Source organism: Pseudomonas sp. Z5-35 (assembly GCF_051131945.1).
Classification (GTDB): domain Bacteria; phylum Pseudomonadota; class Gammaproteobacteria; order Pseudomonadales; family Pseudomonadaceae; genus Aquipseudomonas; species Aquipseudomonas marvdashtae.
The window spans coordinates 2,998,002-3,013,114 of sequence record NZ_CP071640.1; the positions used below are offsets into that span (position 1 = coordinate 2,998,002).

General features: G+C 62.3%; 14 protein-coding genes. 2 read left to right on the forward strand and 12 right to left on the reverse strand.

Annotated elements, in window-relative coordinates:
* Positions 1-225 precede the first annotated feature (225 nt).
* Entirely contained in the window at positions 226-1,065 is an 840-nt protein-coding gene (gene yghU, locus J3P95_RS13715) for a glutathione-dependent disulfide-bond oxidoreductase (protein ID WP_434557371.1), read from the forward strand.
* Positions 1,066-1,121: 56 nt separating this feature from the next.
* Here yghU and J3P95_RS13720 read toward each other — a convergent pair whose 3' ends face one another.
* The gene (locus J3P95_RS13720; protein WP_434557372.1) at positions 1,122-2,048 is read right to left on the reverse strand and encodes a Gfo/Idh/MocA family protein; all 927 of its coding nucleotides are present in this window, start codon (positions 2,046-2,048) and stop codon (positions 1,122-1,124) included.
* Positions 2,049-2,139: 91 nt separating this feature from the next.
* On the reverse strand, positions 2,140-2,925 hold the full coding sequence (locus J3P95_RS13725; protein ID WP_434557373.1) for a DeoR/GlpR family DNA-binding transcription regulator: 786 nt from the start codon (positions 2,923-2,925) through the stop codon (positions 2,140-2,142).
* Positions 2,926-3,132: 207 nt separating this feature from the next.
* Between J3P95_RS13725 and mqo the strand changes: the two genes are divergently transcribed.
* Entirely contained in the window at positions 3,133-4,782 is a 1,650-nt protein-coding gene (mqo, locus tag J3P95_RS13730) for a malate dehydrogenase (quinone) (protein WP_434580953.1), read from the forward strand.
* A gap of 63 nt (positions 4,783-4,845) precedes the next feature.
* Here mqo and J3P95_RS13735 read toward each other — a convergent pair whose 3' ends face one another.
* The 10 genes from J3P95_RS13735 to J3P95_RS13780 all read right to left on the reverse strand — a co-directional run bounded on the left by J3P95_RS13735 (position 4,846) and on the right by J3P95_RS13780 (position 15,111).
* A complete protein-coding gene (locus tag J3P95_RS13735; RefSeq protein WP_434580951.1) occupies positions 4,846-5,823 on the reverse strand; it encodes a LysR substrate-binding domain-containing protein in 978 nt (325 codons plus the stop codon).
* 41 nt (positions 5,824-5,864) lie between these two features.
* Positions 5,865-6,830, reverse strand: coding sequence for a peptidylprolyl isomerase (locus J3P95_RS13740; RefSeq protein ID WP_434580949.1), 966 nt, complete (start codon positions 6,828-6,830; stop codon positions 5,865-5,867).
* A 5-nt stretch (positions 6,831-6,835) separates the two neighbouring features.
* Entirely contained in the window at positions 6,836-7,318 is a 483-nt protein-coding gene (locus J3P95_RS13745; RefSeq protein WP_434580947.1) for a YbjN domain-containing protein, read from the reverse strand.
* 36 nt (positions 7,319-7,354) lie between these two features.
* Positions 7,355-8,002, reverse strand: coding sequence for a DNA repair protein (locus J3P95_RS13750; RefSeq protein WP_434580945.1), 648 nt, complete (start codon positions 8,000-8,002; stop codon positions 7,355-7,357).
* A gap of 16 nt (positions 8,003-8,018) precedes the next feature.
* Positions 8,019-9,710 (reverse strand): putative porin, encoded by a 1,692-nt coding sequence (locus J3P95_RS13755; protein ID WP_434580944.1) that lies wholly within the window; start codon positions 9,708-9,710, stop codon positions 8,019-8,021.
* 35 nt (positions 9,711-9,745) lie between these two features.
* Positions 9,746-10,465, reverse strand: coding sequence for an energy transducer TonB family protein (locus tag J3P95_RS13760; protein ID WP_434580942.1), 720 nt, complete (start codon positions 10,463-10,465; stop codon positions 9,746-9,748).
* 3 nt (positions 10,466-10,468) lie between these two features.
* Entirely contained in the window at positions 10,469-10,894 is a 426-nt protein-coding gene (locus J3P95_RS13765; protein ID WP_434557381.1) for an ExbD/TolR family protein, read from the reverse strand.
* Positions 10,895-10,904: 10 nt separating this feature from the next.
* Positions 10,905-12,737, reverse strand: a complete 1,833-nt coding sequence (locus J3P95_RS13770) for a DUF2341 domain-containing protein (RefSeq protein WP_434580939.1) — start codon at positions 12,735-12,737, stop codon at positions 10,905-10,907.
* Between the two features lie 31 nt (positions 12,738-12,768).
* Complete coding sequence (locus tag J3P95_RS13775; protein ID WP_434580937.1) at positions 12,769-14,364, reverse strand: ShlB/FhaC/HecB family hemolysin secretion/activation protein; 1,596 nt, start codon at positions 14,362-14,364, stop codon at positions 12,769-12,771.
* A gap of 147 nt (positions 14,365-14,511) precedes the next feature.
* Positions 14,512-15,111 (reverse strand): transposase, encoded by a 600-nt coding sequence (locus J3P95_RS13780; RefSeq protein WP_434557384.1) that lies wholly within the window; start codon positions 15,109-15,111, stop codon positions 14,512-14,514.
* Positions 15,112-15,113: the final 2 nt, after the last annotated feature.

The following is a 15,113-nucleotide window of genomic DNA, read 5'->3' on the forward strand; positions in this document are numbered from 1 at the left end:
ACCTCGACGCCTGGGTCCTGGCGCAATCAAAGAGCGTTTAATTTTTGGCGCCAAGAAGCCCTTGTCCGGCTTATCTATTACTGAAGGAGATACAGACAATCAACCGCCGTTGTTCGCCTGACAAATCGCCCTTGGATTAGAGTCCATTTCTCGACGCGAGCCATTGTGCAAATGTGCCAAGGCTTCGTCCCAGGATCAGTGCATTCAAACGATAAGGTACGTCTCATGAGCAAAGCGTCTTACGTTCCTCCAAAAATCTGGAAGCACGAGGCCCCCTCGGGCGGCCAGTTTGCCAGCATCAACCGCCCGGTCGCCGGGCCGACCCACGAAAAAACCTTGCCGGTCGGCGAGCACCCGTTGCAGCTCTATTCACTGGCGACGCCCAACGGCGTCAAAGTCACGATCCTGCTCGAAGAGTTGCTGGCGCTCGGGCACACCGGCGCGGAATACGACGCCTGGCTGATTCGCATCGGCGAAGGCGACCAGTTTTCCAGCGGTTTTGTCGAGGTCAATCCAAACTCGAAGATTCCGGCCCTGCTGGATCGCAGCGTCGAGCCAGCGATCCGCGTCTTCGAGTCCGGGTCGATCCTGCTTTACCTGGCGGAAAAATTTGGCGCGCTGCTGCCCTCCGACCCGGCCGGCCGCACCGAAACCTTGAACTGGCTGTTCTGGCAGATGGGTTCGGCGCCGTACCTGGGCGGCGGTTTCGGGCATTTCTACGCTTACGCGCCGGAAAAACTCGAGTACCCGATCAATCGCTTCACCATGGAAGCCAAGCGCCAACTGGATGTGCTGGACCGTCGCCTGGCCGAAAACCAATACCTGGCGGGCGACCAGTACACCATCGCCGACATCGCGGTCTGGCCCTGGTACGGGCAACTAGTGCGCAACAACGTGTATTCAGCCGCGCAGTTCCTCTCGGCCCACGAATACATCCATGTGCAGCGCTGGGCCGAGGAAATCGCCAACCGGCCTGCGGTGATGCGCGGCCAGCGGGTCAACCGGACCTGGGGCGATGAAACGAGCCAGGTGCCGGAGCGACATCGGGCGCAGGATTTGGGCTAGGCGCGCCTACGCGAAACCCTGTGGCGAGGTAGCAAGCTTCCTCGCCACATGTTCTATCAATCGTAAAACGGTTCGACCAGGGTCCGGCTGCCCACGAAGAAGCTGTCCGCGACCAGGCGTAGCGGTTGCAAATCCATGTCGCTGGCCTTGTCCTTGATCAGCTGTTGGAAATGCCGGTACACCGCCGCGTACTCGCCCTCCTCCGACACCGTCTGGCGGACGCCGTCGATACTTAGCAGCGCGCCGCCATTGTCGAGCCGCAGGACGCCTTCGGCGCAGCGAATCTCAATGCTCCAAAGTTCGTCATGACCATGGTCGAAGTCAAACTCGGCACGGATATCGAGCTGGCGCGCGTCCGCCATCTTGATGCTCGCGGCAATCGGTGACTGGCAGTTGTCGGGGACGCGCAGTTCGGCCGACTCGACGAACAGCGACAGCGGCAGCAGATGGGTAGCAATCGACAGGGCATTGATGCCGGGATCAAAGACGCCCAGGCCACCGGGTTGCCAGATCCATGCCTGGCCCGGGTGCCATTTGCGCACGTCTTCCTTCCAATCGATCCGGACGCTTTGCAGCGTACGGCTGGCCAGCCAGTCGCGAGCCGCTGCGATGCCGGGCGCATAGCGCGAATGCCAGGCGTAGAGGCCGCTGACGCCTTGCTCGCGCGCCAGGTCGACAAGGGCCATCGCTTCGCCCAATGTCGCGCATGGCGGCTTTTCCACCAGCACGTGCTTGCCGGCAGCCAAGGCTTGCCGGACCAGCCCGAACCGACCTTGTGGCGGCGTGCAGAATGCGATTGCATCGACGTGCGGGCCGTTTTCCAGCAGCTCGCCCAAGGAGTGGAAATTCTCCGCCCCTGGGCAAGGCTGCCCTTGCGTGGCGACCGCCACCAGTTCGAACGCGGGGTTGGCGCGAATAGCGGGGACGTGTTGATCCTGGGCGATCTTGCCGTAGCCCACCAGACCGAGACGAATCGGTTGCATTGATGACTCCTGACTTTTGTACTTATGATTGGGCAGCAAACTAGACGTTAATCGCCTGGCGGACAATGGGTTCGTATCCCATTGCCCGGCGTCAGCGCTGCATCGGGGCGGTCACGACCTTGGAAATCCGGCTGAGAAAGGGTTCGAGTCGCTCCCGCGGTGCGTCGTGCTCGACCACCAACGCAGTGACTTCCTCGCAAGAGGCCACCTGATAGTGGGCAACGCTGGAAAGTTTTTCATTGGTCACCGCTACCACCACTTGACCGCTCGCCGCCACCGCCGCGCGTTTGAATTCCGCATCATCCAGGCCAAACGCCGTGACCCCATTGTCCGGGTCGATGGCGCAGGCACCGACAAAGCACAGGTCGAAATTGAACTGGCGCAATTGCTGGACGGCCGCCAGCCCGATGGCTCCGCCTGCGACAGGATTCAGGCGACCGCCCAGCAGAATGACTTCGGCGCGGGGCAGCTTCATCAGCTCCACCGCGATCAAGGGTGAGTTGGTGGAGAGGGTCAACCGCAGCTCCGGATCGATGGCGCGGGCGATGGCCAGGTTGGTCGACCCGGCATCGAGGAACACGTGCTGCCCGGCGATGAGCAGCGAGGCTGCCGTCTGGCCAAGCGTGCCCTTGCGTGCCGAATCCTGGTGAATCCGCACATCAATAGGCGCCTCGGCCGCTGGCAGGCGAATCGCGCCGCCATAGACGCGCTTGCACAAGCCCGCCGCTGCCAGCGCGCCCAAATCGCGCCGTATCGAGTGTTCCGAAACGTTGAACTCGACGGCCAAGTCAGCCGCAATGACCCGGCCATACAGGGCGAGGCGTTCGCTGATCAATCGCTGGCGTTCGCCGGGAAACGCTTCGTTAAAGGAACTCATGACATTGGCAACCTGCATAAACGAGCGACAACAAACACAAACGAGCACACTATGCCGCGTCCCCCGAGGATCGTCAAACCAGGCCGAATTGCCTTTCGTCACTCTCTCGCGCCGGGTCGTGAACAGTTTTTTCCCGAGGCGGGTCAACCCAAGGTCAGAGCGTCATTTCGTAAATGAGCGACTCACCCGGTCGCCGAGGGTCGAACTATGAACACTACGATTATCGCGGCCCTGGTGAGCGCCGTCGTCCTATCGGGCGCCACCGGTGCCCAGGCCGCAGAAACGAAAAAGGTCGATGTGCTGCTGGTGGGCGGAGGAATCATGAGTTCCACGCTGGGCATCTGGCTCAACGAGCTGGAGCCAGGCTGGTCGATGGAGATGGTCGAGCGCCTGGACGCGGTGGCCGAAGAAAGCTCCAACGGCTGGAACAACGCCGGCACCGGCCACTCAGCGTTGGCAGAACTCAACTACACACCGATGGACGAGCAAGGCAACGTCAATATTTCCAAAGCCATCGAGATCAACGAAGCCTTCCAGATCACCCGGCAGTTCCTGGCTTGGCAGGTCAAGAACAACGTCCTGAAAAACCCTCCGTCATTCATCAATTCCACGCCGCACATGAGTTTCGTGTGGGGGGACGACAACATCAGGTTCCTCAGGAAACGCTATGAGGCGCTGCAAGCGAGTCCGCTGTTCCGGCCCATGCAATATTCGGAGGATCCGGAGCAGATCAAGAAATGGGTGCCGCTGATGATGGAGGGCCGCGACCCGAACCAGAAACTTGCGGCGACCTGGACGCCGATCGGCACCGATGTGAATTTTGGCGAAATCACTCGTCAGTACGTCGGATATTTGCAAAGCAAAGCCAATTTCAGCCTGAAGCTTTCCAGCGAAGTCCGCGATATCACCCGCAATGACGATGGCTCCTGGCACGTGGAGTACAAGAACCTCAAGGACGGTGAGACGACAGCCACCGACGCCAAGTTCGTTTTCATCGGCGCGGGAGGTGGCGCGTTGCATCTGTTGCAGAAGTCGGGCATCGAGGAAGCGAAGGAATACGCAGGGTTTCCGGTCGGCGGCTCGTTCCTGGTTGCCGAGAATCCCACCATCGCCGAGCGACATATGGCCAAGGCATACGGGATAGCCTCCACCGGCGCGCCACCGATGTCCGTGCCGCACTTGGACACCCGAGTACTGGACGGCAAGCGCGTCATCCTGTTCGGTCCTTTCGCGACCTTCTCCACCAAATTCCTCAAGGAAGGCTCGTACTTCGACCTGTTTACCAGCATGACGCCGCACAACATCTGGCCCATGACCAGAGTCGGCGTCGAGCAGTACCCGCTGGTGGAATATCTGGCCGGCCAGCTGATGCTTTCCGACGACGACCGGTTCAAGGCCTTGCAGGAATACTTTCCCCAGGCCAGGCAGGAAGACTGGCGCCTCTGGCAAGCCGGCCAGCGGGTCCAGGTGATCAAGCGCGATGAAGAGAAAGGCGGCGTGCTCAAACTCGGTACCGAGGTGGTCGCCTCGCAGGATGGCAGCATCGCCGGATTGCTCGGAGCATCCCCCGGCGCCTCGACAGCGGCGCCTATCATGCTTGAAGTCATGCAGCGGGTCTTCAAGGACAAGGTCGCCTCCCCGGCTTGGCAGGAAAAGCTGCACCAGATCGTGCCGAGTTATGGAACCCGGCTCAACGATAACCCGGCGCGAGTCTACGAGGAATGGAAATACACCAGCGAACTGCTGCAACTGGCGCCGCCACCGGATATACGCGGCAACGCCGAGTCGAACGCGCCCACCAACAGCGATCCGGTGGGGCAGAAAAACAGCGATTCCGACCCGGACATTGCGTTGTGAATGGCGTCCAGGCTGCCGTCTAATAGCTGAGCCTTCAAACAACGGCTCAGCTACCGGCACAGACTAGAACCACTCCTTGTGCTCTTCAAACGCCGCGCGGACCATCGCCACCAATCGCACGACTTCCTGCCTGTGCGCTTCATCGCCGTGCACGGCCATCCAGACCTGCATCTGCATGTCGCCAGGGAACAATTCGGGCAACGGCTGCAGGGTTTTGTCGAGCGAGCAGACGTAGTGCGGCAGGAGGCCGATACAGGCACTCCATTGAATCATCTGGCGCATCAACTCATAGGAGTTGACCTGCGTGACGCCTGAGCGGCGCTCGCTGACGGCGCGGTTCCACGGCGCCAGCGAAGGCATTTTTGCGTAGCTGTGCAGGCTGACCAGCATGTAGTCCTGAAGCTCGGGAAGGCTGCGTGGGCGACTGGCTTCCCGGGAGTAGCGCTTGGCTATGTGCGGGATGTATTCCAGTTCGGCCAGGCAACTGAGTTCGGCCACCGGGAAAGATAGCTGCGGCGCCGTCGCCCGTGGGTCGGTGAGCCAGACGATGACATCCGCCTCAATCGACTCCTGGCCGGGTTGACCGTCGAGGCGCACCAGGTCCAGGCGCACGTTGGCGTGTTGGCGCAAGAAGCCAAGCAGCGCGCGGTTGAGGACGTCGTGCAGCAACGGCTCGGCCACGGCCACCCGCACCAGGGCCTGATCGGTGTCGAAGACATCAGGCAACGCCAGCAACGCACGGTGGGCCAGTAATTGGCTGCGCAGGTCACGGCCATCCTGGCTGAGCATCAGCGCATTGCCCCGGTGTTCGAACAAGGGCCGGCCGTAATGGCTGGATAACCGCGAAAGTTTTTTGCGCAACAACGAGGCTTTGACATTCAGGCTGCGCGCGGCCTGCATGAAACAGCTACAGCGTGCCGCCACCAGGAAAAACTCCAGCGCTTGCGGATCCTTGAAGCCCTTCAACGCCTGATCATCGGTCGTCACCAAAGCACCCAGCCGCACGTAATCCTGAACCTTGCCAATCTCCTCCAGCGCCATACGCCCTCCTCCCTAAGGTAGCTCCACGGCGGCTGCGCCGCTTAACGAACAGACTCCAATGCCTCGTTCAGTTGCGCGCCATCGATGCTCAACGTCGCCTTGCTGACCAAACCGTCCAGATATGCCCTGGCCACCTGCTCCTGGCGCTGATTGCGCAGCGCCTCGCGCAACTGCCCACGCACCTCATCCAGGCTGGCGGGACGTGCCGGTTGCATATCGGTGAGCTTGAGAACGTGAAAACCCACGTCGCTGCGCAAAGCGTCGGAAACACTTCCAACCCGCTGCCGCGCCAGCATTTCGCGCATTTGCGGCACATATTGCTGCAACGGTTGCAGGCCGCTGTCGCCACCCCGCTGCGCCGTGGCCTGGTCGTCGGAGAACTCCCGGGCCAACGCGGCGAAATCAGCATTGGAAGCCTGGGCGCGGCGAGCCAGTTCGGTGGCTTTCTTGCGCACCGACTCTTCGTTGGCTCCCGGCTCCAGCGCGATGAAAATCTGACTGACGCGATACAACGCCGGGCTTTGCAGCTGGCCCTTCGCTGCGTCATAGGCTTGTTGCAGCGCCTGCTCATCCGGGTAATCGGCAGGCACTTGGCTGACGGATTGCAGATAAGTTCGCAACAGGATCTGTTCGGTGGCGGCTCGGGTCATCTGTTGAATTTCCGGGCGTTCCTGCCAACCTTGCGCGTCGGCCTGCTGCAACAAGGCTTTCTCCGCCAGGCGCGCTCGAATCCAGCCCTCCAGGGCGCCACGATTGGCACGCAGTTGCTCGCGTACCGGCGGTGCCAACGAGCCCAGCACACCGTTGAGTTCGGCGCTGCTCAATCGCAGATCACCCAGACTGGCAACGGCCGGCGCGGTCTCGCCTTGGCCTCGGGCCGCTACCGGTTGTGTCGGCGGTACCGAGGCATGGGGTGAATCGCCAGGGTCGAGGGCCACCACCAAGGCGATGCCTCCCGCCACCAGAATGACAAGACTGACGCCCACCCGTTTGCTGAACCTGCTCATCACGATCAAGCCTCTTCAACCGCGACTTCTGGTACTGGCGCAGCGTCCACCGCCTGTTGCTGGCGGGCCTGCTGGCTGTATTCGCGCAGGTACACCACGAACTCTTGCAGCAAGCGGTCCCAGAGCTCCAGCACGCCCCGCAAGTGATCCTCACTGACGCCCGCGGCGACGATGGCATCCATCTCCATCACCAGGAATTCGCCCTGAAGGCTGAGGCGGGCAAAACGGCGGCTGGCGTTCCAGACTTCCACCAAGCCTTCCGGCAACTTGCCCTCGATGCGCAACGCGCAGCTGAACGTGAAGTCGAGGAAGCTACCCTCGGCGGCGGCCGGGTTGCCGAAGCGCACGGCAAAACCGATGCCCTGGCTGGCGCTCAACAACTGCACTACCGCGCCTTGTTCGGTGCGATTGACGCGGTAGCCAGCGGCTTGCAGCAACTCGCCGAGTTGCTCGGGGGTGATGCTCTGGATCAGTGCTTGTGTGGTCATGGCAGAACGTTCCTGTTGGGTAAAAGTGGGCGGTAATTATTTGCCCGCGGTGGTCGTGGTGGCGTCGAACTGGGTCTGGTACAGCGCATCGCCATAGCGCTGCGCCAATTCCTCGAACTTCACCCGCGCGCCGCTGGCAAAGGGCTGGCGAATCTTCAGCACATCACTGACCTCGATGTTTTCGTAGGCGCCGAGGATCTCTTTGGCGACGCCATACATCTGCTGGTTCTTCACCACACATTGCTGCACTTCGCTCTCGCGACTGGTCAGGCTGGCTTGCAGGGTGGCGCGCGCCGCTTCGATACCGCGAGCCCGGCCCAGCAGTTCTTCGTAGGCTTGCTTGAATTTGCCGACCTGCTCGCCGCTGGCCGCCACCTGCGCCTGGGCGCTGCTGCGCACGGCATCCTGCTGGGCGCCGAGTTGTTCGTTCTGGCTGCGGGCCTTGGCCAGTTCGGCGGTCAGTTGCTTGATTTGCCCTTGCGCGGCGCTCAGTTGGCTCTCCGCTGCCTGGCGAGCGGCGGTGCCTTGCGCCTGTTCGCTCTGCAAGGCTTGCAACTGCTGTGTGGTGCTGCGCAACTGGGCACGCAGGCGTTCCTCCAAGGTTTGCGCCGAAGCGCCCAAGGCTGCGCCGAGGCCCAGCAACAGCACCACAGCGTGGATGACGGGATGAAATGGCCTGATCATAGTGTCCCTCCCGGCGCTAGAAGCGCGTATTGAGCTCAAGTTGCAGAACGTCGATCGCGAACGGCGCGCCATACACTTCTTCGCTGCTCAGCCAGCGCGCGGTGGCCAATACGTTGTCTTCGATTCCATAGTTGCCGCCGAGGAAATAACCCTTGGCGTTGGTGCCCCCGAGGTGGAACGAAGAATCGTTGAAGCCATCCGGCAAGGCATCCGGCTCGATGTACTTGTAGCCGGCGAACAGGTTCCAGTCGCCGCGCTTTTTCAGGTCCAGGGCACTGCCCAAGGTGAACTGCAGCATCCAGGCACTGTCACCGCTTTCGATGTTGCCGTTCTCATCCAGGTTGTTGGCCAGCGCACCGGCCGAGCGCTTGCGCATCTTGCCTTCGTCGTAGCCGAGGTTGACCAGGTAGTTGCCCTGGCTGCGCAGCTTCAGGTCGTCGAACAGCAAGGTGTCCCACACCAGGTTGAGATCGAGCAGGTTGAACTCCGAGGCCAGGCCTACGAACTGCGGCTGCGGCGAGGTGGTCGGCGCGGAAGGGTCCGGCACCAGGTCGCGTAGTTCCATCAACGTGTTGCCCTTTTGCATGAAGGCCGGGCGCGTTTCGTCGCTGTCACAGGCGGGGGCGCCGTCATAGATGGCACAGGGGTTGGAGCGCCGCCCTTCGATGTCATCGAACTGGTAATAAGCCAACGCGCCCTTGATGTTGTTGTCCGGGGCAAATGCCCAGTTCGCGCCAAGCTGGGCGCCGTAGAGCCACTTGTTCTCGCTGTCTTCCTTGTTGAAACCATCGCTCGACGCGCTGTCGGAGCTGTACTCCACCGGGAACGCACCGAGGGTGCCGAATAGCGCCAGGTCGCGGTTCAACGAGTGATTGAACGAGCCGGCCAAGCCGTCGAAATTAAGATCGTTGGAATACAGCAGATCGGTGGACATGAACGGGTTGGGCATGCGTCCACCGGTGAAGCTCAGTTCCTTGGTCGGGCGATAGTTGAGGTAGCCCTGGTCGAGCCACAGGTCCTTTTTGTCAAAGCCGCCGCCCAAGGTCTGGGTGGTGGAGACTGGACTGCTGTCCGAGCCCGTGCCCAGGCGGATAGCGGCTGTCCATTGCGGGGAAAGCGCGGCCCGCATACCCATGCGAGCGCGCAGGCGCAGCATGTTCTCGCGGTCTTCGCGGGTATTGAGCAGCGGTGGAAGTTGTGAGCCGCTGTTGGGGTTGACGTCATAGGGCCCGCTGTTATTGAGCTCGGCAAAATCAACGATCTCGTTACTGTTGCTGCCCGAGTAGAAACGCGACTCGTTGCGCAGGCGCACGTCGCCTTCAAAGGTGACGCGTGAGACCCAGTCGGGGAAGGTGTTGGGCTGCGCCCAGTTTTCCTGTTTGGCTTGGGCGATCACTTCGGCTTTGACCTGGTCGCGAATCTGTTCCCGAACGATGGCCGGCACATACTGCACCCGGACCTCGCCCGGCGCGCCTGGCGCTGGCACCGCTGCGGTGTTGGCGGCCGTCTGCCGGGCTTGCGTGGCCTCGGCTTCGGCCTGGTCGATCAGCGCTTGGGCCTGGTCCTGCTTGAGCACGCCTTGTTGCACCAACAGGCGAATCAGATTGACCGTCGCGTTCTGCGAGGGTGTCTGCGCCAACGCGCTACCCGCCAGGCTGGCGATCACCAGGCCGACGCCCAGCGCCAATCGATTAACTTTGCAGATCATGAACACAACTCCTAATGGTCTCTTGGCGACCCGGCCTAGCCCGGCCGGCGTCCTTGTAGGCGGATACGCACCGGCACCTGCAACGAGGCGGGTGGGCGTTCCAGATTGGGTGAGGCGCGCAACGTGGCCAGCACCTTGGCGTCAAGTTCGGCATCGCCGCTGGTGCGCCCCAGTTCCACCCGGATCACCCGGCCGGCCTGGTCCAGCCAGACGTCGGCCTCCAGGCGAAAAGCCAGGTTGCGCAGCTCGGGCGACTCGCGCAGCAAGCGCTGGAAGCTGTAGGCCAGGAACTGGCTGTAGGTGCCGTTGCCCAGGCGTCCGCCACCGGCGCCAGCCATCCCGCCGCCCTTGCCCGCGCCGATATTGAAAGCGTCGGAGCCAGCCTGGGCGTCGCTGTCCATTTGCATCGGGTCAGCCAGGTCTTCGGCGGGCGAAGGCGGTGCTTCTTCCTCCGGCTTGACTTCTTCTGGTTCGGGCGTGGGTTCGGGCTCGACGATTTTTTCTTCCACCGGTTTTTCCGGCTCCGGCGGTTTTTCCGGGGGCGGCGGCGGTGGCGGCAGCGGAATGATCGCGGGGATCTTCGGCGCCTCGCGACGGATGCCGCTCATGTCGTTGGCCCATGTCCACAGCAGCCAGGCCAAGCCCGCGCCCACCAGCAAACCGACGGTCCACTGCAACACGCGACGCACCCTGCCGGTGGCGTCCCGCTGTCGCTCCAGATGACCGTTTTGCGGCTGTTCAGGAAAAGACGTCATGACTCAGCCCTGGCTCGGTTTGCCGGTGACCAGGCCCACCTGGGACAATTCCAGGCGACGCAGCAGGTCCAGCACTTCAATGACTTTCTGGTACTGCACGGCCGAGTCCCCGCGCACGATGATCGGAAAATCCGGGCTCTGGGCTTTCTCGATACGCAAGCGATCTTCCAGTTCGTTGAGGGTGACCGGGTAGGCATCGAGGAACACCTGGCCGCCATCATTGATGGAAATCGCCTTGGTCTTGGGCTGCGAAAGCGAGATGGTCGAACTGGCCTTCGGCAGGTTGATCTGGATCCCGGAGACCTGGGCGGTGGCGGTGAGAATAAACATCACCAACACCACCATGAGCACGTCCACCAGCGGCGTGATGTTGATGGTGTCGACGGCGGCATCTTCGTCGTCGTCCGAGGCGCTATTGAGGTTGGCCATGGTCGCTCCCCTACACCGTCAACGATGGGCTGGCGACGTGGTTGCCCCGTCGATGCGCCGCTTCACTGGACTGGCTTTCGCCGTGGACTTCGGCCAGGCGGGTGATGAACTCGTCGACGAATACCCGCATGTCGGCGCTGACTTCCTTGTTGCGCGTGGTCAGGCGGTTGTAGCCAAACAGCGCCGGGATCGCGACGAACAACCCCATGGCGGTGGCCAGCAACGCGGCTGCCATGCCGGGGGCGATGGCGTTGATGTTTACATCACCGGCCATGGCGGTGCCGAGGAACACCACCATGATCCCCAGCACCGTCCCCAGCAGGCCGATGTAAGGGCCGCCGGCGATGGCGTTGGACAACGTCGACAACTTGGAACTGAGCTGTTGGTTTTCCCGGGTCCGTACACCGTCCATGGAACAGCGGATGGCTTCGATGGTGGCGGCGGAGATCGACGAGGTGTCGGCGCCCTGGTCGCGGCGCGTGCGGATCTCGGCAACCGCTACCCCATACAGGCGCCACAGCGACGAATCGCCCAGGCGCTGGGCCAGGTCGCGGTCATCGGCGAGCAGTTCCAGCCGTGTCCCGACCTTGGCGAAATGACTGCGGAAGACTTCGTTGGCACGGCTGACACGGCTGACATTGCGGCTCTTGCGCACCATGATCACCCACGACTGCAGCATCATCAGCACCAGGACGGCGATGATCACCCAGGCGTCCAGCGGCACCGCATTGAGCAGGAAGCCCAGGCTGCCGAAACCAAAGCCGGACTGTTCTTCGTCCACCCCATAGACCACCAGGCGCGACTCGGCGCCCTGGGCGGTGGCATCGGCCAGGATCTGCTCCGGCGAGCGGGCGACGCGGGACAAGCGCAGTTCATCGAGGGCGCCGGTGAAGGCTTGATACGTAGCGGTCGGTGCCACCGCGCCGGCATCGACGGCAACCGGTGAGTCGGCGCCGATGGCAATCGCACTTTGCAAGGCTGGCAACGGCTGCGCCAGGTTCGCCGCCGCCCTGCCGTTCACATACAAACGCAAGCCGCTGGCGTCAGCCGTCAACGCCAGGTGTTGCCATTGCCCAAGTGCCACGGCCTGGTTGGCCACGGCGCGCTGGCCGTTCACTTCCACAAAGGGCACGCCTTGGTTCACGCCCACCAGCAGCGCATTGCCGGCATCACGACGGGCCAGCAGCAGTTGCTCGCCTGCGCCCTGCTCCATCCGCAACCAGGTGCTGAAGGTCAACGCACCACCCGCGCTCACGCCCAGGGATGGACTGGCCGGCAGCAACAGCGGCTGACCGTTGAGCTGTGCCGAGCGCCCGATGACACCGTCGATGATGTTTGCCGGGGCGTTCTGCGCGTGGTTGCCAAAGGCGCTGGCATCCCGTGGCGGTGCGCCAACGGCACCATCAAAGTGATAGACCAGGCTGTAGTCGGCATCGAAGGCTGACTGAGCGTTGCTCGTGGCCGGCGCTTTCGGGTTGCCGTAGTACATCCAGACATCCTGGCGCTTGCCGCCCTCCACCAGAGGCACGTCCACCCAGATCAGCGCCATGCCCATCAGCGGGTCGAAACTCTCGATCTGGTGGTTGAGTACGGTGTGATCATCGGTGGCGACAAAACGGATGTCCGATCCGTTTTCGTTAACGCCATCGAAGGTGAAATTGCCGGTGTGCAAACGCACCAGCAGCGAGGTGCGCCCCACCGCCTGGCTGATCGCCGCGCCCTGGGGCGTGGTGTCGATGCTGATCTGTTTGCGGTAGTGCCAATCGTCCTGCCACCAGGCGCTGGCCGTTGCCGGCAGCACAAGGCCCAGGCAAGCGAGAAGAATCAAAATCAAGCGATGCATAACGGGGTGCTCCAAGGTCTGTGCCTACCGGTCAAAAGGTCGCCTGCACATTGAAGTGCACGCGTGAATCGTGTTTGCGGGTGTTCGGGCCGTCCTTGAGCGGCAGGCCCCAGTCGAGGCTGCCCGACAACCATTCGCGCAACGTGGCGCGGGTGCCGAAGCCGATACTCGCCAGGCTGTAGTCGGCCTCCTGGTCGGGCAGCGCGTCTTGCAGGGCCATTTGCGCGCCTTCGGCAAAGACGTATAAACGCCAGTTGTCGACGTAGCTGCCGAGGCCTTTGCCCAGGTGCTTGCTCAACGACGGTGTGCGCAGTTCCTGGGAAAACAGCACGCCGTCATCGCCCGTGCGTTCCGCTGCGAGATAACCGCGCACACTGGTGGCGCCACCGGCGGAAAACTGTTCGTTGGAGACCAGCGGCCCGGAGGCCAATTGGAAGCTCAGCTTGCTTGCCGCTTGCCAGTCCCCGGAAAAATTCTGGGTGAAGGTGCTGTCGCCCTTGAACACGGCGAAGCTGGGATTGGCCTCGTAGCGCTTGGCGCGAAATTCATCGGCGTCGCTGCCATAGCCGAAAAAGCTGCGGGTGCCGGCAACGATGCTCAGGCCCAGGCCGAACTGTGAGGTTTCGGTGTAGCGAAAGCCGTTGTAGGCCAGGGTGATCGGCGCGTACTTGATCGGCACCTCGTCATTGGAGCCGCCAAACTGCAGGGCTTCCTCGAAATCCTTGAAGTCCACGCCCACCGACAGCGAGTTGGCCCAAACGCCCTGGGGCGGCACGTTGTAGATCAGCGACGCGCCATAGGAATGCCCCTTGCCCAATACGTTGCTGCCGCCGATGGTCGCGACGTTGCTGTCGGACTGGTAGCCGGACAACTGCACGTTCCAACGCTCGCTCAGGGGCGCGTTATAGGAACCCGACCAGACTTGCGCGTTGTCCCGGTCTTCGGGGGCGGTGAAATAAGTCAGCGAGGCCGAGTGGCCGCGTTGCCAGAGGTTGTTGTGGCCCAGCGTGACCACCGAACGCAGTTTTTCGGTGTCGGCGCTATAGTCATTGTTCAGCCCGACACTGGCTTGCCAGGGGTTCTTGTCTTCGACTTGCAAGTCGACATCCATGGTTCCCGGACGCTGCCCTTCGCGCACCACCGGCACCACCTGGCGCCCAGGGTTGCGGTTGGCCACGGCCAACTGGCTTTGCACCGCGGCGAAATCGGCCACTTTGCCTTCTTCCAGTGCCGGTACTTCTTCGCGGACATTGACCGGCGAATAGTGCTCGGTGCCGACCACGCGTACCCGGCCGATCTTGGTTTCGCTGACTTGCAGGTACACCACGCCGCCTTCCACCTGCTGCTCCGGCAGTTCGACGAACACCGACTGGTAACCCTTGGCCTGGTAGCGCTGTTGCAGGGCGTCGCGGGCGCCTTCGATATCGGTGAGCTTGCGTTGCGGCCCCAGGAACGCATACACCGCCTCTTCGATTTCCCGGGCATCGAGCACGGTGTTGCCGCGCACGACGTACTCATTCACGTCCACCAGGCGCGCTGGCGCTCCGGCCTCGGCCGCGACCGCTGTATCGGCTTCCTCGGCCCACAACGCTGGCGCCTCGGCGACGAGCATCAGCGCAAGCGCCATGGGCAGGTATGGCCTGCACCTGCCGATGTTGAAGTCCCAATGATCCACACATCCCCCTCGATTCAATTGCGCCACGCGCGCAGCGCCTGCTGCAAAGCCGCGCGCCGCATGACGCGCTGCCTTGGCATCGTGTTGTTGCCTGACGGTTTATTTGCGTTTGGTATGGCCTGCGTGCCTGGAAAGCCAGGTGTGCAACAAGGCGAAGTTCAGCGAAAACTCCGGCATGTGCATCAGGTCGCCGCAGAACACTTCACTGACGATGCGCTCGAGCAATTTCGCCGCGTGCGGGCTGTCCAGCAGCTCGCCGATATCGCGCACGAAGACCGAGAACGCCCAGACCCGCTGGTTCAACTCAAGGCCCACAAACCAGCGGAACAACAGGTTGTAATTGAGCTGCTCGTACAACTGTTTTTCACTGGGCAGCGAGTACAGCAGTTGCAACAGCAACGCGAGCATCAAGGCCGGTACCGGCACCTGGATGTGGTGGTCCCGCGCCCATTGCTGCAAGGGCTCGGACGCAACCTCCAGCAGCTCTTCGATTTGTGGGCGCAACATCACCAGTGAATGACCTGGCGGTACGTAGCTGGACAGTTCCTTCAAGGCACTCTGCCAATCGTCCTGGGACACGATCCACACCCAAGGCGCGCCGTAGCGGTACACCGAGACCGGTTTTTTGCGTGCGGCTTCAACAATTTTCGACAGGCGCTGGTCCAGCTCCTGCATGCCCACTTTCGAGTAACTTTCCATAG

Bases quoted from the DNA above. Each gene is read 5' to 3' on its own strand.
- yghU (WP_434557371.1), top strand. From the start codon at position 226: ATGAGCAAAGCGTCTTACGTTCCTCCAAAAATCTGGAAGCACGAGGCC.
- J3P95_RS13720 (WP_434557372.1), bottom strand. From the start codon at position 2,048: ATGCAACCGATTCGTCTCGGTCTGGTGGGCTACGGCAAGATCGCCCAG.
- J3P95_RS13725 (WP_434557373.1), bottom strand. From the start codon at position 2,925: ATGAGTTCCTTTAACGAAGCGTTTCCCGGCGAACGCCAGCGATTGATC.
- mqo (WP_434580953.1), top strand. From the start codon at position 3,133: ATGAACACTACGATTATCGCGGCCCTGGTGAGCGCCGTCGTCCTATCG.
- J3P95_RS13735 (WP_434580951.1), bottom strand. From the start codon at position 5,823: ATGGCGCTGGAGGAGATTGGCAAGGTTCAGGATTACGTGCGGCTGGGT.
- J3P95_RS13740 (WP_434580949.1), bottom strand. From the start codon at position 6,830: ATGAGCAGGTTCAGCAAACGGGTGGGCGTCAGTCTTGTCATTCTGGTG.
- J3P95_RS13745 (WP_434580947.1), bottom strand. From the start codon at position 7,318: ATGACCACACAAGCACTGATCCAGAGCATCACCCCCGAGCAACTCGGC.
- J3P95_RS13750 (WP_434580945.1), bottom strand. From the start codon at position 8,002: ATGATCAGGCCATTTCATCCCGTCATCCACGCTGTGGTGCTGTTGCTG.
- J3P95_RS13755 (WP_434580944.1), bottom strand. From the start codon at position 9,710: ATGATCTGCAAAGTTAATCGATTGGCGCTGGGCGTCGGCCTGGTGATC.
- J3P95_RS13760 (WP_434580942.1), bottom strand. From the start codon at position 10,465: ATGACGTCTTTTCCTGAACAGCCGCAAAACGGTCATCTGGAGCGACAG.
- J3P95_RS13765 (WP_434557381.1), bottom strand. From the start codon at position 10,894: ATGGCCAACCTCAATAGCGCCTCGGACGACGACGAAGATGCCGCCGTC.
- J3P95_RS13770 (WP_434580939.1), bottom strand. From the start codon at position 12,737: ATGCATCGCTTGATTTTGATTCTTCTCGCTTGCCTGGGCCTTGTGCTG.
- J3P95_RS13775 (WP_434580937.1), bottom strand. From the start codon at position 14,364: ATGGCGCTTGCGCTGATGCTCGTCGCCGAGGCGCCAGCGTTGTGGGCC.
- J3P95_RS13780 (WP_434557384.1), bottom strand. From the start codon at position 15,111: ATGGAAAGTTACTCGAAAGTGGGCATGCAGGAGCTGGACCAGCGCCTG.